General features: G+C 46.5%; 19 protein-coding genes. 8 read left to right on the top strand and 11 right to left on the bottom strand.

Going from position 1 to position 21,479, the window contains the following annotated elements:
- Window positions 1-167 precede the first annotated feature (167 nt).
- Window positions 168-3,038 (top strand): TonB-dependent receptor, encoded by a 2,871-nt coding sequence (locus QNM19_RS09740; protein WP_049864825.1) that lies wholly within the window; start codon window positions 168-170, stop codon window positions 3,036-3,038.
- A 503-nt stretch (window positions 3,039-3,541) separates the two neighbouring features.
- Window positions 3,542-3,790: a hypothetical protein gene (locus tag QNM19_RS09735; RefSeq protein ID WP_156202311.1), complete on the top strand. Its 249-nt coding sequence runs from the start codon at window positions 3,542-3,544 to the stop codon at window positions 3,788-3,790.
- Between the two features lie 121 nt (window positions 3,791-3,911).
- Here QNM19_RS09735 and QNM19_RS09730 read toward each other — a convergent pair whose 3' ends face one another.
- Window positions 3,912-6,242: a helicase-related protein gene (locus QNM19_RS09730; protein WP_284026636.1), complete on the bottom strand. Its 2,331-nt coding sequence runs from the start codon at window positions 6,240-6,242 to the stop codon at window positions 3,912-3,914.
- 114 nt (window positions 6,243-6,356) lie between these two features.
- Between QNM19_RS09730 and QNM19_RS09725 the strand changes: the two genes are divergently transcribed.
- Complete coding sequence (locus QNM19_RS09725; protein WP_049866368.1) at window positions 6,357-7,184, top strand: M90 family metallopeptidase; 828 nt, start codon at window positions 6,357-6,359, stop codon at window positions 7,182-7,184.
- 85 nt (window positions 7,185-7,269) lie between these two features.
- Here QNM19_RS09725 and QNM19_RS09720 read toward each other — a convergent pair whose 3' ends face one another.
- The 6 genes from QNM19_RS09720 to olsF form a co-directional block, all read right to left on the bottom strand.
- A complete protein-coding gene (locus QNM19_RS09720) occupies window positions 7,270-9,105 on the bottom strand; it encodes a DEAD/DEAH box helicase (RefSeq protein ID WP_049866369.1) in 1,836 nt (611 codons plus the stop codon).
- 221 nt (window positions 9,106-9,326) lie between these two features.
- A complete protein-coding gene (locus tag QNM19_RS09715) occupies window positions 9,327-9,590 on the bottom strand; it encodes a GrxA family glutaredoxin (RefSeq protein WP_049866370.1) in 264 nt (87 codons plus the stop codon).
- A 102-nt stretch (window positions 9,591-9,692) separates the two neighbouring features.
- Window positions 9,693-9,971: a peptidylprolyl isomerase gene (locus QNM19_RS09710; RefSeq protein WP_010382504.1), complete on the bottom strand. Its 279-nt coding sequence runs from the start codon at window positions 9,969-9,971 to the stop codon at window positions 9,693-9,695.
- A 98-nt stretch (window positions 9,972-10,069) separates the two neighbouring features.
- Window positions 10,070-12,139 (bottom strand): TonB-dependent receptor plug domain-containing protein, encoded by a 2,070-nt coding sequence (locus QNM19_RS09705; RefSeq protein WP_284026635.1) that lies wholly within the window; start codon window positions 12,137-12,139, stop codon window positions 10,070-10,072.
- Window positions 12,140-12,279: 140 nt separating this feature from the next.
- Window positions 12,280-12,765 carry a TlpA family protein disulfide reductase gene (locus QNM19_RS09700; protein WP_049864011.1) on the bottom strand — a complete coding sequence of 162 codons (486 nt, stop codon included), beginning with the start codon at window positions 12,763-12,765 and terminating at the stop codon, window positions 12,280-12,282.
- 61 nt (window positions 12,766-12,826) lie between these two features.
- Window positions 12,827-14,548, bottom strand: a complete 1,722-nt coding sequence (olsF, locus tag QNM19_RS09695; RefSeq protein WP_049864030.1) for a bifunctional ornithine lipid synthase OlsF — start codon at window positions 14,546-14,548, stop codon at window positions 12,827-12,829.
- Window positions 14,549-14,711: 163 nt separating this feature from the next.
- Between olsF and QNM19_RS09690 the strand changes: the two genes are divergently transcribed.
- Together QNM19_RS09690 and QNM19_RS09685 are read left to right on the top strand one after the other, a co-directional pair.
- Window positions 14,712-15,632, top strand: coding sequence for a 2-hydroxyacid dehydrogenase (locus QNM19_RS09690; protein WP_049864012.1), 921 nt, complete (start codon window positions 14,712-14,714; stop codon window positions 15,630-15,632).
- 186 nt (window positions 15,633-15,818) lie between these two features.
- Window positions 15,819-16,004, top strand: coding sequence for a hypothetical protein (locus QNM19_RS09685; protein WP_284026634.1), 186 nt, complete (start codon window positions 15,819-15,821; stop codon window positions 16,002-16,004).
- A gap of 25 nt (window positions 16,005-16,029) precedes the next feature.
- Here QNM19_RS09685 and smrA read toward each other — a convergent pair whose 3' ends face one another.
- The 3 genes from smrA to QNM19_RS09670 all read right to left on the bottom strand — a co-directional run bounded on the left by smrA (window position 16,030) and on the right by QNM19_RS09670 (window position 17,547).
- Complete coding sequence (gene smrA / locus QNM19_RS09680; protein ID WP_058795953.1) at window positions 16,030-16,611, bottom strand: DNA endonuclease SmrA; 582 nt, start codon at window positions 16,609-16,611, stop codon at window positions 16,030-16,032.
- Between the two features lie 126 nt (window positions 16,612-16,737).
- A complete protein-coding gene (locus QNM19_RS09675; protein ID WP_010382493.1) occupies window positions 16,738-16,977 on the bottom strand; it encodes a hypothetical protein in 240 nt (79 codons plus the stop codon).
- Window positions 16,978-17,079: 102 nt separating this feature from the next.
- Window positions 17,080-17,547 (bottom strand): hypothetical protein, encoded by a 468-nt coding sequence (locus tag QNM19_RS09670; RefSeq protein ID WP_284026633.1) that lies wholly within the window; start codon window positions 17,545-17,547, stop codon window positions 17,080-17,082.
- A gap of 89 nt (window positions 17,548-17,636) precedes the next feature.
- Here QNM19_RS09670 and QNM19_RS09665 point away from each other — a divergent pair, with 89 nt between their 5' ends.
- The gene (locus QNM19_RS09665; protein ID WP_049864014.1) at window positions 17,637-18,020 is read left to right on the top strand and encodes a response regulator; all 384 of its coding nucleotides are present in this window, start codon (window positions 17,637-17,639) and stop codon (window positions 18,018-18,020) included.
- 154 nt (window positions 18,021-18,174) lie between these two features.
- On the opposite strand, the gene rpsT is transcribed toward QNM19_RS09665, so the two are convergent.
- Window positions 18,175-18,435, bottom strand: coding sequence for a 30S ribosomal protein S20 (rpsT, locus tag QNM19_RS09660; RefSeq protein WP_010382487.1), 261 nt, complete (start codon window positions 18,433-18,435; stop codon window positions 18,175-18,177).
- Between the two features lie 455 nt (window positions 18,436-18,890).
- Here rpsT and murJ point away from each other — a divergent pair, with 455 nt between their 5' ends.
- On the top strand, window positions 18,891-20,477 hold the full coding sequence (gene murJ, locus QNM19_RS09655) for a murein biosynthesis integral membrane protein MurJ (protein WP_284026632.1): 1,587 nt from the start codon (window positions 18,891-18,893) through the stop codon (window positions 20,475-20,477).
- A 76-nt stretch (window positions 20,478-20,553) separates the two neighbouring features.
- Entirely contained in the window at window positions 20,554-21,474 is a 921-nt protein-coding gene (gene ribF, locus QNM19_RS09650; protein ID WP_049864015.1) for a bifunctional riboflavin kinase/FAD synthetase, read from the top strand.
- The last annotated feature ends 5 nt before the right edge of the window (window positions 21,475-21,479 follow it).

Here is a 21,479-nt window from a genome sequence, read left to right as displayed (position 1 = left end):
GTTTTTTGTTTCTGTTTTAAAAAAGGTTGTTGACCTTTTGTTTTTCATGCGATTAGTATGTTTCACCAATATGGCTAAAAGTGTACGCACTTGTTACCCATATAAAATCAAGAAAATACATAAAAACAATGCTTTAAAAGATTTATTTAAAGCCAGGGAGAAAACAAATGTTAAATAGCAAGATCTCGAAAGCGGTCCGCTTAGCACTGATGTATGGTGCAGTATCTGCTACAGCTTTTGCAGTAAACGCAGAAGAATCAGAAGAGAATATCGAAAAAATTGAAGTAACAGGTTCAAGCATCAAAGGTACAGACCTTGCGGGTGCACTTCCTGTGAACATTATCTCAGCAGAAGATATCAAAAATACTGGTGTTACCAACGTTGGTGATCTGGTAGCTCAAATTCCTTCGATGCAGGGTTTCACAACACCTGTATCTTCTGTCGGTGGTGGCGGTACTGGTCAGGCGACTGCATCACTTCGTGGTATCGGTGAAGACTATACACTGGTACTATTGAATGGTCGTCGTCTTGCGCCTCTTGACTCAGGTAACGCGGTTGACCTAAACTCTATTCCGCTTGCTGCAATCGAGCGTGTTGAAGTACTAACTGATGGTGCATCAGCGCTTTACGGTTCTGACGCGATCGCTGGTGTAATCAACTTCATCCTGAAAGACCAAGCTGATGAGACTACTGTGTCTGCACGTATGGACCGTCCGAAAGACGGTGCTGAGTCTTACAGCCTTGGAATTACAACTGGTTTTGGTGACTTCGACCGAGACGGCTTTAGCATTGTTGCATCTCTTAGCCATGAAAAAACTGAAACACTTCGTTCGAAAAATCGCGATTTTGCAAAAACAGGTTTCCTTGAGTTTGAAGTTGATGGTAACTCTTACTTTCAGTTAAATGGTTCAGGTAACGCAATTCCTGCAATCGCACACGTATTCATTGGTGAGCGTGATGAAGAAGGTCGTCCACTCGAAGGTGCTTACACGAAGAGCTTCAGCCCATACTATGCACAAAACGGTTCTTGTGCACCAAATACAGCGGTATCTCCATTTGCTAACGCCGGTGGTGAGGACTGTGTATTTGACTTCACCAGTACACTAGAAATTTATCCTGAAAATGAACGAACAGCACTTCTTCTTCAGGGTGATTTTGCAATCACTGACGATATTCAGGCATTCTCAACGCTGTCATATACCGATTTCACTTTGACTTCTCGTATTGCTCCAAACCCAACTGGTCAGCTGAACCTGGGTGCGGTTAACGGTGATTCTGCAAACAGTGTTCTTTATACTAAGTACGTTGAGCAACACCTGACAGAAGAAGAGAAAGCTAATGCAACAGAGTTCCGTGCTGCATGGCGTGCACTACCTGGTGGTAACCGTACTAACCAGTATGACAACACCGCTATTAACGTTATTTTAGGTCTTGAAGGTACGGTATTGAACGATATCGATTTCAACACCGCTGTTGTTTACTCAAAGAATGAGCGTAAAGACAACATCAAAAATGGTTACTACAACCGTGCTACTTTCGCACCAACCATTGCATCGGGCGCAATCGACGTTTTTGCTACGGCAGACGAGTTTGCTGGTGACCAAGCGTCACAAGATGCAATTGAAAGTGTACAATGGCGTGGCCTTTGGGATACAGTAGAAACAGAAATGTTGTCTTTTGATATCCGCGCGTCTCAGCCGCTGTTTGAATTACCAGCGGGTGAAGTATACGTAGGTTACGGTGTTGATTACCGTGAGAACAGCTACGCACTTATCCTGACTGACGCACAGAAAAATCGTGAAGCAAATGCGCCAGCTAACGATACTGGGTATGACCTTGAACGTAGTCAATACGGTGTGTTTACTGAATTCCAGGTACCAATTCTGGAAGATCTGAGTGCAAACCTGGCGTTACGTTACGATAACATCGGTAAAGTTAAAAACAGCGATCCTTCTGATACTCAAAACTATGAGTCAAACAGCGACACCACTTACAAGCTGAGCTTACGTTATAACGCGACAGACAACCTGGTTCTGCGTGCTTCATACGGAACGGGCTTCAAAGTTGCTTCTCTACGTAGCTACGCTCAGCCATTGGCTAATAACGGTGTAACTGGTTCTGCCTACACTTGTCCAGATTTGGGCGATGCAAATCGTGAAGCATTCTGTCCTCCGGGTAGCATTCAGTACCAGGCGTTCCTGAAAGGTAGCCCAACACTGGCGCCGGAAGAGTCAGAGCAAATGTCAGCAGGTTTTGTTTACTCACCTACAACAGATACAACGATTCAACTTGACTACTGGAGCATCGAAATCGAAGGTAAAGTAGAAGCACCAGACTTCGACTACATGTTCGATAATGTCAACCTGTTCAATGACAGCTTCCAGGTCCACACAAGTCGTGCGGATGACACTCAGAGACTTCTGTCTGTTGAGCGTGAGTACATGAACTTGGGTAAAACCGAAACATCAGGTATTGACTGGAAATTCTCTTTCAATAATGAGCTGAGCTTCGGTCAGTTGAAGACAACACTTCAGGGTACCCATATCATTGACTCGCAGTATACTGCGCCGGGTGTTGTACCATTTGAGTGGGAATCTAGCCTAGGTAAGTTCGGTACTGACGAAGAAGTTGTATTCCGTAATGTTGCCCAAATTCAGAACACTCTGACGCATGGTGACTTCTCGCACACGCTTCGTTTCAGCTACAAGTCTAGCTACTCGGATGACCGTGTAGAAGTAGTTCGTGGCACGATTGCTAATCCAGTTATGGAAACTGTGTACAACGACGAAGGTGTAGCCTCACAGGCATTTGTTACAGAGCATGTTCAGTTGAAGATCCCTTCATATGTTAAGACGGACTACAAAGTTGATTACTTTGGTTTCGAGAATACTGTCATCACATTCGGTATCAACAACCTGTTCGACAAAGAGCCGCCTTTCTCACTGGGTGATCCAGAAGGTCACTTAGTTGGCTACGAAGGCCGCTACTATGACCAGCTACTACGTACATACTACCTGAGCGTAGATTACAGCTTCTAAGTAGCATAGAGATTAAAAAAGGCCGCTTTTGCGGCCTTTTTTATTGCTAGTTCTTATCCTCTGCTTGCGAGGATAGTGACCATTTACCGGGTTATTTCTTTGAATGTACTTATGTTTGATAGCTTTTATCTCTAATAATAAGGAAACATTTCTAGCTTTTAACGCTTCTAATATTTAGACTATTTTTAATATTTTATTTTTGTTTTCCTGGTTTTTATAACTTGGCTTTGGCCATTTTATGGCTTTTTAATCCTATAAAGTTATTATATTTATAATGATATTAAATATTATAAATTCTATTTTTTAAAACCCTCAATGCTGAGAGTTAATGCTTGGTTTAATGTTATACATATGGGGGGTTGCGAAAAAATAGCTTATCATGTAATGAAAGTCATCAAAAAACATTAATATATTAATAACCTTTATACGGTTTGACTTTTTTGGGTACTTGTTATATACCTTGTTATGAAATTATAAAAGATTGCTTAAAGCAAGGAGAAGTCATGAAAACTAAAGCACTAATTCTCGTTTCTACATTGGGTTTACTTTTGACTGGATGTAATAGCACCAGCAGTTCGAAAGACGATGGTAGCCAAGCAAATAACGGGTATCGTTGTAAGCAAGTTCGTTCTCTTGGGTCAAATATTCCCAAAACAAGTTGCTCTACGTCAAAGCAAAGAAAAGAAGCCCGTAAAAATGCGCAAGATGCATTGCGAGAGAATCAACGGGGTCTAACAAATAACGACCGTTGATAATTAAACACTTCCCATATATAGGCAGGTATTGACCTGCCTATATAATTTTGAGGCACAATGCAACTCGCTGCCATATCGTATTTTAATTGGCATAGGCACCTTGTACGGCTTGTCCCAGCTATTTAACATCTACCACTTTACTGGCCTTTTTATAGCGTATTTTAAATCCCCCCCAGGCAGGGAGTTCCCAGCGTTTTGGCGCATCTTTGCGATTGCCTTGTAAATATTCTAGGGTAATGCGTTTGGCGGTAAAGCTATAAGCCACACTCATGGTTAATTCAGGTAAGACAATCTCAAGTGGAAACTTTTCTATAAAGGGTGCGATCACCCAGTCCTCTATGGGTAGATAAAAAAGATCCTGTGCCTCTATCAGCATCAGATCTTCCTGTGCTTCAACACCCAAATCCTCGAGCGCATGTGCTAACCACTGAGCTGCACTCAGCACTGCTGGCATTTCACTTTGCTCGTGTTGATGATATAGCTTTTGATATTCCAGCATGCGATTGTTCTGCTGCCAGAGACCATCAAACAGTTGGTTTTGTTCAATTAACTTGACACAAGCCGGGATCAGCTGGGGGCCTGATGCGATGTGATTTTGTCGCTCTAAAGCAACGCCAGCATAGTGACGAATAAGCTCAACCCAGATGGTGTCTCCTTCCAGGTAAGCCCGCTCCAGCATGGTGTCTGTTTGCGCATGCTGTATCAGTAACGAGCGCGTGACGGGGGCGGCTAACGTGGCCAAGGTGGTTGCCTGTTTAACGCCTTTGCCGGCCAGTGCATAGGTATCCAGCACCAGGATGGCGTCACTTGCGTCACAAATGCGGGATTCTTTTGCAGGTACCACTTCACTGTGACCATTACCAAAGCCACCGCGACGGTTGTCCTTTTTAATGAACAACCAGTCCGGGCGCACAGATGCAATGGCGCTAAGTAACGCATCCCGGTCATAACTGGCGGCTTTATCCAGTGGTGGTAACGCAAAGGCTTCTCTGAGTTGCTGACTGAATTGTCTGGCTTCACGAATGGCTTCGTCTTCAGTCGGCACGCCAGGGGCTTTTCCGCGCAGTAATGCAATGACCAGCTCCAGGTCGCAGTTGTGGGGCAGTGCTTTACTGAGTGCCTCAAGTTGCTCCGTTGACCCCGGCAACCGATATACGCGCGCCGGCACCGACATAACGGCCACAGCATCGATCATCGCCTGGCGCAGACGGTTATCCGGCATACAGGTTATGAGGTGGCCCAGCTCGACATCGATGGGTAGGGGGTAAAGTTGTCTGCCAAGGTCGGTTGCACGGCTAGATTCGTCAAGAGCACCTATTTTTCTGAGCAGGTCGAGCGCACGTTGCCCGGAGGTGGCAGGCAGGGGGTCGATAAAACTGAGTGTGTCTATCCCCTTGGTGGCACAGCCTGCTGCCAATACCAGCTCTGTGAGGGCCTCTCTGTGTATTTCTGGTGGGGTACTGTCTATTAGTGGCGCATATTGCCCATACAGGCGCAGGCAGAGGCCTTCCTGAGTGCGTCCGGCCCGACCCAGGCGTTGTTTAGCCGAATCTTTACCGATTGCATCCAGGCCGAGTACTGTTTTGCCATTTCTTAAGTGGGTGCGTCGTTCCAGGCCCGAGTCAATCACGCAGGTAATATTGGGTATGGTCAGTGAGGTTTCTGCCACATTGGTTGCCAGAATGATCCTTTGCCGGGGTTGTTGTTGCAAAGCGCGTTGCTGATCGTCCGGCGCACAGCCACTAAATAACGGGACTACCAGCGCATCAAGCGATTTACACTGCGCAGCACACTGTATTATTTCTCCTTTGCCGGGCAAGAACACCAGGATGTCGCCACTGGTATGTTGCAGGGCATAATCGCATGCAGCCGTAACTCTTTCACTGAGATTGTCTTTACTTGGCATAGTGCGCATATCTTTGGCAAGAAACTGCTCTTGCACGTCGAACATCTTGCCTTCGGAAGTCAGCAAGGGGGCATCCAGGTAGCGCACCAGCCGCTGCGTTGACAAAGTGGCAGAGGTCACAATCAGGTGATGCGTCTCTTGTTGTTTCAACATGGCAAGTAGCAGGTCCATATCCCAGCGTCGCTCATGGAATTCATCCAACATGACCGTATCAAAGTCGGTTAACTTATTTTCGAAGTACCAGCGTAACGCCACACCGGGTGTGGCAAATACGATTTGCGAGTTATCACTAAACACGCCTTCGAAACGAATGGCATATCCAACTTGCTCACCGAGTTTACAGCCTTGTTGCCGGGCGACGTATTCGGCCAGTGAAGTGCAGGCAATACGTCGCGGTTGGATCACCAGGACCCGACCTTGCTGAGCGGCCCAGACGGGAAGCTGGGTTGATTTTCCCGAGCCGGTGGCAGCAGCAACAATCACGTTGCCAGCGGCTAAATGATCACAAAATTGGGTTTTAATCTGTTCGATGGGCAAGGACATACGGGCTTGATACTGTTAGATATTTTTTAAAGTGTTGAGGATTTTAACAAATCTTGCTTGAAAAGACTGCCTGTGGTGCGCATCTCTGAATAAAATATCAACGCGTAATAATCAATGACAGAAATCAGTTTACTCGTCGCTTTGGTGGTATTTTGTATCATTTACTGGCGACTCGACGATATCAGGCGCGCTTACTGGCAGCGTAAATATAGCACGCAAACTTTGAATGAGCTGGACAGGCAGGTGCTGCTGCGATATATGCCGATTTATCGCAATATGACCGATGATGATCGGGCTCGTCTGGAGCGGCACATCGTGTGGTTTTTAGGTGAAAAGCGACTGCTCGGTCGTGATGGATTGAAAACCAACCGGGCTATGGCACTGATCATCGCGGCAGATGCGTGCCTGCTGGTGCTTAATCAACGCTGGCCGCTGTATCCCAATGTCAAAGAGATCTTGCTGTACCCCAGCAGTTATTATGCCGGACAGAATAATCGTGATAGTGCGGGGCTGGTGAGTTTTCACACGGTAGTGCGTCAGGGCGAGTCCTGGCCTGGTGGCACGCTGGTCTTGAGCTGGCATGATGTCCTTGAGGGTAATCGATTACCTGAAGATGGTCATAATCTGGTATTTCATGAATTTGCGCATCAACTCGATCAACAGACAGGCCAAACAAATGGCACACCCCGGTTACCAAAAGGAATGAGTTACAAAAAGTGGGGAGAGGTATTATCGCGGGCGTATCAGCAGTTAAAAACGCAATTGGCTTATCACATGCCACATGTCGTACACGAATATGGAGCAACTAATGAAGCTGAGTTCTTTGCGGTGATAACTGAGACGTTTATTGAGAAGCCATTGCAACTTAAGCAGGAAAATCCGGAGTTATTCTATTTGCTAAGCGATTACTACCGCTTTGACCCGCGTGATTGGATCAAATAGTGGTGTGTGTCATCTGGCTGAAATGCACCAAAGCTCAGGCATAAAAAAACCGCTTCAAATGAAGCGGTTTTTCATCTAAATCAGATTAGGAAAAGCTAATCTCACCACGCTCTTTGCGTCTGTTATCACGCTTGTCACCACGCGGGTCTTTGAAGCTGCGCTTGCGATCGCCACGGCCTTCGTTGCGGCCTTCAAAGCGACGCTCATCACGACCGCCCGAACGACGTTCGCCACCACGACGCTCACCACCATTGCCCTGATCGGCTGGGTGTGTGCTCTTGGTCATCTTCATTGGGCGCTGACAAATGTAAACGCTCTGGAAGTGAGACAGAGTATCTGCAGGCATATCCTGAGGCAGCTGCACTGTGCTGTGCTCATCAAACAAACGGATTTCACCGATAAACTTGCTTGAGATATCCGCTTCGTTAGCAATCGCACCAACGATGTTCTTGACCTGAACGCCGTGCTCACGACCTACTTCGATACGATAGGTATCCATAGGACCGGTGTTGCGACGTGCATTGCCTTTACGTTCGCCACGCTCACCACGACGTTCGCGGTTACCGTCACGATTACCATCGCGCTCGCGACGTTCACGTTGTATCTGGATCTCTTGAACTTTCAGCGGAGACTGCTGCTGTGCCAGGCACAGTAGTGCAGCGGACAGCTCTGTCTGAGTTAGTTCTAGCTTTTCAGCCATGCCTTGTGCCACTTCACTGAAGAACTCAATGTCTTTGTGATCCAGCGCCAGGCTTAGTTTGCTTTGTAGTGCTTCAATGCGCTTTTGCTCAACAACTTTCGCGTTAGGCAGTTCAACCTGCTCGATATCAGAGCGAGTATGACGCATGATGTTACGTAGCAGGTAACGCTCATTACCTTTAACAAACAGGATAGCTTTACCTTTACGACCAGCACGACCTGTACGGCCGATGCGGTGAACATAGGCTTCGCTGTCTTGCGGGATATCATAGTTGATAACCAGGCTCAGACGATCTACGTCCAGACCACGTGCCGCAACGTCAGTTGCGATAACGATGTCTAACAGACCGCTTTTCAGACGCTCTACCGTGCGCTCACGGGCTTGCTGGTTCATGTCACCATTAAGTGGTGCCGCAGAGAAACCTTCGCGCTCAAGTAGCTCAGCCAGCTGAACAGTATCGTTACGAGTACGAACAAACACGATAGACGCATCGTAATCTTCCGCTTCTAAGAAACGTACGATGGCTTTGTTTTTATGTGTCGTTGCACGCCAGTAAACTTGCTCAATGGTGTCAACCGTTGAGTTACGTGGTGTGATTTTTACTTGCTCAGCGTTATCTAAATACTTAGAACAAATAGATTGGATCTGCTTTGGCATGGTTGCTGAGAACAAACAGGTTTGTTTCTCTACTGGTGTTTTTTCCATGATGCTTTCAACATCATCGATAAAGCCCATGCGTAGCATCTCATCGGCTTCGTCCAGCACTAAGGCTTTCAGATCCGACAAATCAATGGTCTTACGGTTAATATGGTCAATCAAACGACCCGGTGTTGCCACAATGATTTGTGCGCCACGACGTAGTGCGCTTAGCTGCACGCCATAGCTTTGTCCGCCATACAGAGCCAATACTTCAACACCTTTGGTGTATTTAGCGTATTGGTTGAAGGCTTCCGCGACCTGTAAAGCCAGTTCGCGTGTTGGAGTCAATACTAATATCTGTGGTTGCTTAACGGATGCGTCAACATTGTTTAATAGCGGCAACGCGAACGCCGCCGTTTTGCCCGTACCCGTCTGCGCTAGTCCCAGCACGTCCTTTCTTTCTAGCAATAACGGTATACATTGAGCCTGGATCTCAGAAGGTGATTGATATCCCAGCTCTTCGACTGCCTTCAAAATTGCAGGAGAAAGATCTAAAGATTCAAACGTGACTGGTTCTGACATTAATGCGCCTCAACAAGTTAAAAGAGGCGGCATTGTACAGCAAAGAAAAAACAATTGCTTGCATAAATTGGCACTAATTTTGTAGGTGTTTGATATTGGTCAAAAAATAAACTTATTTATTTTTTTGCTCGTTAAATTGGCTGGTAAGTGGCTATTTTTAGGAGGAAATCATGCCTGAATGGCGGCTTAAAGGTGATTCAGGCACAGGAAAAGGGGCTGTGTTACTGATACAGACCCAGGTTTTCTTTGGCATACGCTTCAAACTCGGTAAATCCACCAATATGGCTTTGGTCAACAAAAATTTGTGGTACCGTCGGGCAAGGCTTGCCAGCGGACTTTTCCAGATCGGCCTTGCTTACGCCTTCTTTAATGATGTCAATATAGCGAAATTTAAAATCGTCACGCTCATTCGTCAGGCGTTCGGCCAGGTCTTTAGCACGGACACAGTATGGGCAGCCTTCACGGCCAAAAATTACAGTAAACATCGGTTTCTCCAAATCATTTTGTTTGATAATCAGTATATCGGCCTGTGTACAAAATGAAACCGCCAAAAACCGATGGCAGTGATTGAGAAAACCGATGATGCCTCAGGAGCGATACACGGTTTTAATTAGGTGGTAACCAAACTTGGTCTTGACCGGACCGTGCACCTCATACAGAGGTTTTTTAAAGACCACGTCATCGAATGCTTTCACCATGTCGCCTTTATTGAACTCGCCTAAATCACCGCCCCGTTTTTTCGAAGGACATAATGAGTGTTGTTTGGCCAGCTTGTTAAAATCGCCGCCTTTGGCAAGTTTGGCTTTAATAGCCAGGCACTCTTTTTCGGTTTTAACTAAAATGTGGTAAGCGCAGGCTTTTGGCATGGATAGGATCTCCGGACAATCAAAGGCGCAGATCATGCAAGGAGAAGGCCGAAAACGCAAGTCTCATTTGTCTGCGTCCGGCCTTTCAGGGGAATAGTTTAGAAAGTCACGCTAAAACCAATAGAAGGGCGGATAGAGAAATCGTCTTCCTCTTCTTCTATGTAGAGGTCGTTAACAGATTTGACTCTGTCGTAATCCAGGTCGATATAGGCAATGTTCTTCTGGCCATAAGCATTCATCAATTCGAAAATTAACTGGCCATCGTTGCCAAATATTTTGGTTTTTCGCTCGAAACGAATATCCAGACGGTGGTAGACTTTGAACCGCTCTGAGAAGGGTTCGCCATACACAGGTAAGAAACGACCATCGTGGTCGGGGTTTTCTCTGACCCCGACAATCGGGGTGTAGGCCTGACCACTGCGCGCTGTAAAGTTAAAGCCACCTTGCCATTTTTCATTGATTTCGTAGTGAAATACTGCATTAAATACCAAAGGCGTATCAGCGTAATAATCTCGGGTGATATTGCGACTAAGGTCGGTGCGTTCACTCTTGGCATAGCTTAAAGCCACCCAGCCATACCAGTTATCGGTCTTATTCTTGTTGATCAGCAGATCCACGCCGTAGGCGCGCCCTTCAACGTCATTATTATACAAATCTTCCGCATTAGGTCCGTCATCTATGGCCAGAGGAAGGTCGTCCATGGTTTTGTAATAGCCTTCGACTGACCAGCTCCATTCGTCATCCAGCTCCTGACTAAAACCAAGTGTAAAGTGGTCCGCAACCTGAGATTTTAGTTTAGGATTACCTATTTCTGGCAGGATATATTCTACATTTTGCATGCGATTGTAGCGTCCTGCCTTGACTGAAATGATACTGTTTTCAGTTACAAAGTAGCTCACCGCCAGACGAGGTGAGGTGAAGGTTTCATCCGTGTATTTGTTGTGTTGGCTCTGCACGCCCAGCTCTGTTTGCCAGTCATTGTTCAGTTGCCAGATGTGTGCCAGGCCGACAAAGCCGCTGTCGATATCAATCGTCCGTTTGCCGCTGATCCGTTCACCTTTTTTAAGATCGCAATCGGGGTCCAGCTCAGTACATAAGTATTGGAAGGTGTCGTAACTGTATTGCGTTTCGTTGTCAAAATAGGCCGCATCCATAACCAGTTGGTGGGCTGGATTAATACGATAGTTCAGACGAGTCTTGTAGGTGTACTGTTTTTCCGATTCTTCTTCAAAATAACCGTTGGAAATGGTCGCACGGCGGCCATACTCTAGTCGGCCTGAATGGTCGAGCGCGCCAACGCCAACACGAAGATGAAACTTGTCATTGTAATGGTCCCACAATACGTTCTGGCTATTGAACTCCCTGATAAAACGTGCATCGCCCTGGAACTCAGGTGTTTTTTGCGCTAATTCAGAACGTTCATTGAAACCTGCGGCGGCTGAGTCTTCCGCACCCGTAAAGTTAAAAGTTAGCGTATTGTTGGCATTGATGTCCCACAGGAATTTACCCTGATAATCATGGTCATCCGGGGCATCATTGATGGTGACGCCCGTAGGCTCGCCATCTTCATCTTCGAGTTCTTCGCCTTCTTCAAAGAACAGGGGGAGGGTACTTTTTCTGCCCGATACATAAAAAGCCGTACTGTCGCTGAGCTGGCCTTCCACAAACACGCCAGCGTTGAACATGGTCAGGTCCAGTGTCGTGGTGATCGGCTGATATTTGGGGTTACGCAGCGTTACGTCAAAGACTGCGCCCGTTGCATTACTGTAGCTGCTGCCGTAGCCCGCAGAGTAAAGCTGGAAATCCTGAATGATATAGCGGTTAAATATCGAGCTGCCAAAATCATGGAAAATATAGCCCGCAGGCATAAAGTCCACTTCGAACATATTATCACTGGGGCTTGAGCCACGTACGGCCGGTTCACTCATTGAGCCGCCAGCCGCAACCACCCCCGGTAGTGCATACACAGCCCGTAGCGGGTCGCCCATAGCACCTGGCATTTCGATGAGCTTTTCTGTGTCTTCTGTGATCTCAGAGGTGATTGAACTGCGTTTATAATGCACTTCGATGTGTTCCATGTCTGTGCTGGTGTTTGCGTGTGCCTGCAGTGCGATGCATAGCATGATAGGCGACAGTGCAAACGATTTGTTGAATGACGAGCGCGTCATGGTAGTCCCTTATTGAATCTAAGCTGAATAAGAATGGGGACTAGTGTATGAAAATAAATCGTACCTTTGTTTTACCTAAGGGTAAGAAATTGTCGATTACCCCTACATTTTCTTACACTTAGCTTCGCAGTTAGTGGATGTTAAAGTCTGGCACGTATTCCCAGTTCACTGGAGTAACCGACAGAGCGTTCGACTACTTTCAGATCATCAGATAACACATAGTAGGTGGGGTAAGCCTTGACCTTATAATCTGAAGCGGTATGACTGTTGCCGAGCAGTACAGGCATGCTCAGTGATAAATCTTCAACAAAGCTGCTGACTGCATCTGCACTGTCAAAATCCAGTGCAATGGCGACGGCGTTCACTTTGCCTTGCTCATGTAATTTGTTGAGGTTCGGCATACTGTAGCGGCAAATACTGCACCAGGGGGCGAAAAAGTACACCACAGATTGCTGTCCTTGCAGAGACTTGATGGTGACTCGTTGCGTGGGTTGTTCGAGTAGAGGCAAAGAGAAATAAGGAGCAGGGGCTTTGCCATCGTCAGCCAGCATGCCCAGTTCCTGGTAGGCAGTGATAGCCAAAAAAACAATGGCAAAAATAATGAGTTGTAGAATAGTTTTTATCATGCGCGCTCGCAAATTTTGATCTCCGAGCGCGAGTATAAATAAAAAAATAGCAACAACACAATCAGTCGTAGATATTCTCTCCCAGATATCGTTTGGCTTTTTGTGGCTTGATCCGGGTCAGATCAACCAATACCAAACCATCGATACAGTTGTTGAAGTCCGGATCGATGCTGAAACTCAGGAAGTTAACCCCATCAGGTTCGCATAACTCAGTGTATTGTTTAAACAAAGTTGGGACCTGGGCACCCATATTGGCCATGATATGCTTGAGCTCCGCAAAGTCTTCTTTAATATCATTACCACAAAAAAGCTGGGCAAAGTCTTGTTGCTGCGATGGCGTAAATTTAAATTCGTTTTTTGGGGTTGCCAGAGATGCCAGGTTTGAGAAGTAATGCTGATAGTGGTAAATGAGCATGGCTTTGGCTTTATCTGGCAATGCATTAGATAAACTGACAGCGCCAAAAAGGTAGCGATGCTGTGGGTAGCGTTTCACAAAAGCACCAATCCCATACCAGAGGTAATCCAGGCTCTTGCGTCCCCAGTATTTTGGCTGTACAAAGCTTCGGCCCAGCTCAAGACCATGCTCGAAGTAGGGTTGCATATGCTCAGCATAATTGAACAAACTGGTGGTGTATAAACCGTCTGTACCCTGTTCATTAATAACTGATTGCGCACTGGCCAGTCGATAAGCACCGACCAGTTCAAGGTGTTTTGCATCCCACAACACCAGATGTTGGTAGTACATGTCGTACTTGTCAATATCACGGCGCTTGCCGCTGCCTTCTCCTACCGCGCGAAAGGCAATTTCTCTGAGCCGACCTAGTTCGCGAAAAATAGGTGAACTGCCCTGATATTGATAGAGGTAGATTTGCATACCATCCTGAGTTTCACCGAGTCGCTCACACGTTTCAATCGCTTGTTTCAGCTCTTTTTTACATTCAGGCACGGCAATGGGAGACTGAGTTTTCAGTGGTAAAGACTTTTTCGAAGCCAGACGATAAAGCTGTTTTCGGATCAGCGCGACGATTTCTTTATCTTTGAGGTTTTCCAGCAAATAGGAAGCCGGTGGAATACTGGCACCAATCTCAAATTCCAGCGATTTTTGGCGTTGTTTAAACATTTCCTTGACCAGCAACAGACTGGCTAAGGGTTTGTAGATCATTGACGTACCGTAAAACAGCGGGCTGTTTTTCGCTTTAATGAAAATAGGCAGAATAGGGCAATTCGCTTTCTTGGCCATGCGCAAAAAGCCTGAATTCCACTTACAATCTTTGATACCGGTTGGTCCAAGTCTGGACACCTCTCCGGCAGGAAAGATCAGCAAGGCACCCTCTTGTTTGAGGTGATGATGAATATTGGCCAGCTCCTGCTTGCGACTCGCGCCAGACAGGTTATCCACCGGCAACAGCAAGGAGTGCATGGGCGTGAGGGACATCAACATTCTGTTGGCAACGACTTTGAGATCAGGGCGTACCTGAGCCAGTACCTTAATCAGTGCAAGTGCATCCAATGAGCCGATGGGATGATTGGCGACTATCACCACACTGCCTTCGCTGGGGATATGCTCTATTTGTTTGGGCTTAAAACGGGCATCGAAATCCAGCTCTTCCAGCACCTGCTCGACAAATTCAATCCCTTGCAGGTGTGGGTAGGTATCAGCAAATGCCACAAATTCTTGTTCATGGAGCAGGTAGCCCAGGCCTTTCTTTACCAGGCCTTTTACTTTAGGTGAGTTCTCTAATTGAGGCAGGTTTGCTTCAATGACCTTATCAACACTGATCATATATTCATTCTCAAGTTCTATAACCGCTTCCGTCAAGATTAAAAACTCTCTATGACAAGCAAGTTGCAACTGTATGTCAGTTTGATGGCCATCGCGTAAGTACACGTATAGGCGAGAATTTTGATACAGTGGCGTCAGATAAAAACAGAACAAAGGGGATCGCATGGCATTATTAGTCTGTGTAACGGGCAGAGACAACAGTAAACTGATTGCTGGATTACGAGAAAGCCTGCCTGATACAGATATCAGAGAGTGGCCACAAACGGGTGATCTGGCTGAGATTGAGTTTGTGTTGGCCTGGAATGCGCCTGAGTCTTTATGGCAACAACTGCCCAATCTGAAAGTGGTTCAATCGTTTGGCGCAGGTGTAGATGGCATACCTTTAGCTGCATTGCCATCAGGCGTCCAGGTGTGTCGAATTGTGGACCCTGCGCTTGCGGATGATATGGCTGAGTATGTATTGGGGCATGTGCTCGCGCATAAGCTACGTTTGAGTCTGTATTATCAGCAACAGCAGCATCAGGTTTGGCGTCCTAAGCGGGCCTGCAGTGGTCGTCGTGTGGGTATACTGGGGCTTGGCCAGCTTGGACAAGTGGCTGCCACAAAGCTGAGGCAAAATGGCTTTGAGGTACTGGGTTGGTCAAGGAGTGAAAAAAAGATACCGGGTATCAACACGTTTTGGGGGCAGGCGCAGCTGACTCGATTTGCCTCGCAATGTGATTATCTCATCTGTTTGTTACCGCTGACGGCTCAAACTCGCGGCATTTTAGATGGTTCGTTGTTTGAGGCGATGCCAACGCAGGGAGTACTGATAAATGTGGCCAGAGGCGCGCATCTCAATGAGGCCGATCTGCTCCATGCGCTGGATACTGAGCAAATTGCAGCGGCTACGCTGGATGTTTTTGCATCAGAGCCGGTCGAACCCGAGCATGCGTTTTGGCAGCACCCCAAAATTACGATGACACCCCATGTGGCTGCGCTGACAAGCCTGAGAACGGCTATGGCCCAGATAGTGTCGAACATGCAGGCGATGCAAAAAGGTGAGCCTTTGTCGCATTGTGTGGATATTAGCCTGGGTTATTGATTCACACTTGCTACTACTTACAAATGCAAGTGAGTGCTACTCTGAGGCCAGTCGTGTGGCATCAATTATTATGTAACCCGGAGCATGACGCGCTTCATTTTCCGGGTTTACTGAGTGCGGGATTGGCGTGATACAAAACACTGTATAAAAAAACATCTTGTGACATCTGATTACATTCAGTAAGTTATGAAAAAAAATAATAAAGAGTCGCTTTTCATGAATGGTAATCAAGGTGGCGTCAAGCTCTCCGTTGTTCTGTTTACGGTTATTATATTAGGTGTAATGGCGTGGTTTAATCAGGCCAATGCAGAGTCTCCTGAGGCGACTCACCAAAATAATGAAGAAGCAGTCATCACGTCCTCAGAAAACTAATAAAAGATAGCAGCGCTGGCTGCTATCATCGTTTTGCATGTCGTTCTCGGTTTTCTACTTTCTTTTCATCACTTTTTTTCAGCAGCACATAGGTCGCACCGTTTCCTCCATGACAACTCAGCGCCGAATGAAAGGCGAGTGTTTGCGGCATTTCCTGTAGCCATTTATTGCAGTAGCTTTTCAGTATAGCTGGAAAGGGTTTGCTCTTCAGACCAATGCCATGACGTATCAATAAGACTCGAATACTGCGTTGGTGACAGTCGATGATGAAATCAAAGAGAGACTTTCTGGCTTCACGGAAAGGCTTGCCATGCAAATCCAGGGTTGCGTCAATTTGATACTTGCCGAGCCTGAGGTTTTTAAATACCCCTTGTTGCACGCCATCTTTCTTGTAACTAAGCAGGTCGTGTGGGTCGAGCAAGTCTACATACTCGGTGGAGAGAAAATTTGGATCGAAGTCTTGTTCCTGCTCAGCGGCTTCCCGGCGTGCAAGCTGCGCCAGTGTAGGCTCGTTTTGTTGACGTCTGAGCTCTGCTTTTTTGTCTTGTGCTAAGGGGACCACGTCCCCCATTGAGGCGAGAAAAAGTTCTTCATCTGTCATGGCCATACTACGTCTCCAAAACCAATGGGTGTGGCCAGATTGTAGCGCAGGCTCAGAAATTAGAAAATATCTTTAAGTCTCGTTGCGCAGTTTACGTCCTGTCACTAAAGTGGTGTGACAGGACTGCTCACACTAGGGCGTATTATACTGCTCGTGAGTAAAGAGCTTAAACAGATAAAATGAGTTAATCAAAATCAAGCCCAAGTTGGAGATCACTGACGTGTTCATCAGATCGAGGCTGAACAAAATAAACAGGATGCTGCAGGTCGCCAATGCCGCGCCACGCAGCAAGGTTTTATGGTTAATAAAAAAGGCACCAAATCCTAGCACTAGCAGTAATAAATTAAGTAGCCAGTCAAATTCGTTCGGCATGATCGTCAAAGTACTCCAGGTTGTTCAATAAAGGGGCGCCATTATGCGCCCCAACCTCAGTCTCTTCAAACGAGTATTTTTATATTTTTCGGATTAGTTTTTCTAATCAAAAATCAGCTTCATGAGGGCAGAGATAAAACCTTGTTGTTCGATGATTTGGTATTTCTGACAAGAATCCGGGTCGCGCTCATCCTGACACAAATAAAGTGTGTTTCGTTCCAGGGCCGGTCGGATGTGTAGGTTTGAGTCAAACAAAACAGGATCTACCCCCGGTAAACCGGGCCAATAGACACTTTGCGCGACCAGCCCGAGCTTTTCATAGGTAATAAGTTTAGGCTTGGGGAAAACAATCATTAGGAGTAAGACCACAGCGGTGATAATCCAGCGGGTTTTGTTTGGTTTGGCCTCTTCTTGTTGTGCAGCGGCAAGTTGTGCTTGTTGTTGAAGTTGCTGTTGTTGTAATGCTCTTTGTTGTTGAGGTGATAAGCGTTTTTTTTGTTTCGGTCGCTTGCTCTTGGACCTGGCATCTACCTGATTGAGCAATGCCTGTTTTTTTGGTCTTTGTGCCATGCTTTGCTATAGCCTTTTGTTTGCAGGACTCTATAATAGTTCTATGCTAATAATAGCGCATTTCAATTGACTAGCCCACGGGAAAGGATATGGAACAACAAATCTCTATATTAATTGTTGATGACGTAGGCACTGTTCGCAGTTTCTTGCATCAGACTCTGATGCACTTGGGCATCGATAACGTAAAAGAAGCGTCAACGGCAAAACAATGTATTGCTGCATGTGAAGAGCAGCACTTCGATATCGTGTTTTTGGATATCGAACTTCCTGATGGAGATGGTAAAGAGCTGATCGCAGAACTGGCAGAAATTAATCCGGATATTAATGTGGTTATGGTGTCGGCACATTCAACGGTCGATAACGTGAAAGATGCGATAGAGCGCGGAGCTAAAGGATTTGTGGTTAAACCATTTTCACCCAAGAAAATTGCCGCAATGTTGAAAAAGTTCTATCCCAAACTTGAATTAGCTTAGCCTATGTTGATAACAGGGTGGTGTATATCATTCACCCTGTGACGCTGCCGATAGGCAATTTCTACAGACGTGTTTGTGCGTTTCACACTATGGCGTTAATACGCAGGCATAAAAAAACCGACTTACGTCGGCTTTTTCATATCCAATACCACAATTATAGTGCTTTGATTTTAGCAGCTAGGCGGCTCTTATGACGAGCAGCTTTGTTTTTGTGGATAAGACCTTTAGTTGCGTAACGGTCCAGGATAGGTGTAGCAACAGCGAAAGCTTGCTGTGCAGCTTCTTTGTCACCAGCTTCAATTGCAGCGATTACTTTTTTGAAGTAAGTACGCATCATTGAACGACGGCTTGCGTTGTGCTGACGACGTTTTTCGCTAGTGATAGCGCGTTTTTTTGCAGACTTGATGTTAGCCAAGGTATGCTCCTAACAATCTTAAAATAAGCTTAGTTTAAAGGCCGAGGAATATGCCCTTTTTATTCTTTAAAGTCAATAAAAATTCCCCTCGGCTGGTCAATTTGTTTGCATATCGTGCTTGTCCCTAGCCCCTCGCAGCCATAAGCGGCTAGTTGGGTTGCACGACAGCGAGTCTGAAATGATTGGGGCAACCGCAATCTCAGATCTTATACCAAGTTAGCGCCTGTTAGGGCACACCACTTGGCACACTGCCGTCATTGTAGCAAATCCCCTACCGCTCTACTAGAGTGTTTGTGTTGTTCCTTCAGACTGGCTTACTTTGATGGTATCTCTTTAGACCTATATCTGTGCTTATCTTCGAGCATTAACGTGAGCTATGTCTAACAGGTGTATGAGTATTTATCTGGACTGGCTTATGGCATAATTCCGCGCAAATAATACTGTGAGGAAATCGAGTGGCGAAGGGGTTGTTTAAATCGGGCATGATCGTGAGTGCCATGACCATGATATCCCGGGTGATGGGACTGGTCAGAGACGCTGTAGTAGCAAATTTGTTGGGGGCTGGGCTTGCTGCCGATGTGTTTTTGTTTGCTAATCGTATTCCGAATTTTATGCGTCGCCTTTTTGCCGAAGGCGCTTTTGCTCAGGCATTTGTGCCTGTGCTCGCCGAGATAAAAGAGCAGCATGGGGATGACAAGGTCCGGTTGTTTGTTGCGCAAGCCGCAGGCACTTTGGGTACCATTCTCATGCTGGTGACCTTAATTGGCGTCATTGGCTCTCCTGTAATAGCTGGGCTGTTTGGCACGAGCTGGTTTATTGACTGGTGGCAGGGTGGCGAGAATGCAGAGAAGTTTGTATTAGCCAGTGCACTGTTAAAGCTGACCTTTCCATATTTGTTCTTTATTTCTTTGGTTGCACTGAGTGGCGCAGTACTGAATGTGTATAATCGCTTTTCGGTGGCTGCATTTACACCTGTGTTATTGAATATCTCTATCATTGCCAGTGCACTGTTGCTCCACGACCAGTTTGAACAGGGCGCATATGCTTTGGCTATCGGCGTATTTCTGGGTGGACTGATACAGTTTTTATTTCAACTGCCTTTCCTGGCTAGGCTCGGTATGTTGTCGAGGCCTACATTTGCCTGGCATGCACCCGAGGTAGTGAAAGTTCGTAAACTGATGCTTCCGGCAATGTTTGGGGTATCGGTCAGTCAGATCAATTTATTGCTTGACACTATTATTGCTGCGGCACTGGCAACCGGCTCTATTGCCTGGTTGTATTATGCAGACAGACTAATTGAGTTTCCACTCGGGTTGTTTGGCATTGGCATTGCCACAGTGATTTTACCCGCATTGTCTAAGCTCCACGCAAAAGATAGCATTCAGGAGTTTCAGCAAACGCTAGACTGGGGTGTCCGGTTTGTGCTCTTTTTAGGGATCCCCGCAATGGCCGGCTTGATACTTATCAGCCCGATCATTATTTCTGTTCTGTTTGGTCATGGTGCCTTTGTTGAGAGCGGGCAGGACAACGTTGGTGCTGTAAGTGGCGCCGTTACTGCCTATTCTGTCGGTCTGGTCAGCTTCATGCTAATAAAAGTATTGGCCCCCGGCTTTTTTGCCCGCCAGGACACCAAAACCCCCGTTAAAATCGGTATTATAGCGATGTCGCTCAACATGCTTTTTAACCTGATGCTTGCGCCGTTTATTGGCTATCTTGGACTAGCACTGGCAACGGCATTATCAGCCACCTGCAATGCTGCCTTATTATACCGGTACCTCAATCAGGCAGGTGTATATCGAGTGTCAGGCTTTACTCTGGCATTTGCTGCCAAATGTTTGCTTGCAAGTTTGGTGATGTCGGGCGTGCTGATGTGGCTTGATCGGATGTTGCCGTGGCAGGGACTAGCGTTTCTGGAGCAAGTCGGCATATTGGGCCTGCAATTGGTGGCCGCAATACTGACGTACTTCGTTGTGATGTACCTTACAGGGGTTAGGCTGAGTACGATTAGGGACAGTTCAGCGGTTCCTGCAAGCACTGCATAGGCATTATTCGCATTTGCCGGGAACTTGGGTATAATCGGGCTTTTATACTGCTTTAGTAATCACAGGTGTTAGTTGTATGCAATTGATCAGAGGGATCCATAATATTCGACCCCACCACTATGGCTGTGTGTTGACGATAGGGAACTTTGATGGCGTACATCTGGGGCACACCGAAGTACTGAAGGGCTTAGTGGAAGATGCTCGGGTGCATAACTTGCCAAGTACAGTTATGTTGTTTGAGCCACAACCACAAGAGTTTTTTGCCAAACAACAAGCGCCAGCTCGATTGACCCGACTTCGAGATAAACTTGCGCTGTTGGCTGATATTGGTATTGAGCGTGTGATCTGTGTCAGTTTTAACGCGCGATTTGCCAACTTTCAGGCCGAAGACTTTGTTCGTGAAGTACTGAGTGCAAAACTGGGTGCCAGAGCCCTGACCGTTGGTGATGATTTCCGCTTTGGTAAAGGCCGGGTCGGGGACTTCTCGATGTTGCAGCGACTGGGGCGCGAGTTGAACATGAAAGTGACGGATACGCAAAGCTTCAGACAACGGAATAGTCGGGTCAGTAGTACACTGATCCGTGCTGCACTGGCCGAAGGCGATGTTGGGCTGGCTCATGAAATGCTTGGCCACACCTATGCGATTTCAGGACGGGTGATCCATGGTTGGAAAAAAGGTCGTGAGTTGGGGTTTAAAACTGCCAATGTTGCGCTTAAACGCCAGGTCAGCCCCGTTCAGGGCGTATTTGCAGTGCGTGCCAGAGTACACGACACTGACTATTGCGGTGTTGCAAACGTTGGTACAAAGCCCACCTTGAATGGTAAGCGAGCCTTACTAGAGGTACATATTTTCGATTTTGACCAGGAAATCTATGGTCAATTTATAAAAGTGGAGCTGCTTCATAAGCTCCGTGATGAACAAAAATTTGAGTCATTGCAGCAGTTAACTGAGCAAATCGCTCAGGACGTCATTGCTGCAAAACACTTTTTTCAATAATTTTA

It is taken from the genome of Pseudoalteromonas ardens, assembly GCF_030125445.1.
Classification (GTDB): Bacteria; Pseudomonadota; Gammaproteobacteria; order Enterobacterales; family Alteromonadaceae; genus Pseudoalteromonas; species Pseudoalteromonas ardens.
This window is presented reverse-complemented; position numbering and strand designations above follow the sequence as displayed.

Bases quoted from the DNA above. Each gene is read 5' to 3' on its own strand.
- QNM19_RS09740 (WP_049864825.1), top strand. From the start codon at position 168: ATGTTAAATAGCAAGATCTCGAAAGCGGTCCGCTTAGCACTGATGTAT.
- QNM19_RS09735 (WP_156202311.1), top strand. From the start codon at position 3,542: ATGAAAACTAAAGCACTAATTCTCGTTTCTACATTGGGTTTACTTTTG.
- QNM19_RS09730 (WP_284026636.1), bottom strand. From the start codon at position 6,242: ATGTCCTTGCCCATCGAACAGATTAAAACCCAATTTTGTGATCATTTA.
- QNM19_RS09725 (WP_049866368.1), top strand. From the start codon at position 6,357: ATGACAGAAATCAGTTTACTCGTCGCTTTGGTGGTATTTTGTATCATT.
- QNM19_RS09720 (WP_049866369.1), bottom strand. From the start codon at position 9,105: ATGTCAGAACCAGTCACGTTTGAATCTTTAGATCTTTCTCCTGCAATT.
- QNM19_RS09715 (WP_049866370.1), bottom strand. From the start codon at position 9,590: ATGTTTACTGTAATTTTTGGCCGTGAAGGCTGCCCATACTGTGTCCGT.
- QNM19_RS09710 (WP_010382504.1), bottom strand. From the start codon at position 9,971: ATGCCAAAAGCCTGCGCTTACCACATTTTAGTTAAAACCGAAAAAGAG.
- QNM19_RS09705 (WP_284026635.1), bottom strand. From the start codon at position 12,139: ATGACGCGCTCGTCATTCAACAAATCGTTTGCACTGTCGCCTATCATG.
- QNM19_RS09700 (WP_049864011.1), bottom strand. From the start codon at position 12,765: ATGATAAAAACTATTCTACAACTCATTATTTTTGCCATTGTTTTTTTG.
- olsF (WP_049864030.1), bottom strand. From the start codon at position 14,548: ATGATCAGTGTTGATAAGGTCATTGAAGCAAACCTGCCTCAATTAGAG.
- QNM19_RS09690 (WP_049864012.1), top strand. From the start codon at position 14,712: ATGGCATTATTAGTCTGTGTAACGGGCAGAGACAACAGTAAACTGATT.
- QNM19_RS09685 (WP_284026634.1), top strand. From the start codon at position 15,819: ATGAAAAAAAATAATAAAGAGTCGCTTTTCATGAATGGTAATCAAGGT.
- smrA (WP_058795953.1), bottom strand. From the start codon at position 16,611: ATGGCCATGACAGATGAAGAACTTTTTCTCGCCTCAATGGGGGACGTG.
- QNM19_RS09675 (WP_010382493.1), bottom strand. From the start codon at position 16,977: ATGCCGAACGAATTTGACTGGCTACTTAATTTATTACTGCTAGTGCTA.
- QNM19_RS09670 (WP_284026633.1), bottom strand. From the start codon at position 17,547: ATGGCACAAAGACCAAAAAAACAGGCATTGCTCAATCAGGTAGATGCC.
- QNM19_RS09665 (WP_049864014.1), top strand. From the start codon at position 17,637: ATGGAACAACAAATCTCTATATTAATTGTTGATGACGTAGGCACTGTT.
- ribF (WP_049864015.1), top strand. From the start codon at position 20,554: ATGCAATTGATCAGAGGGATCCATAATATTCGACCCCACCACTATGGC.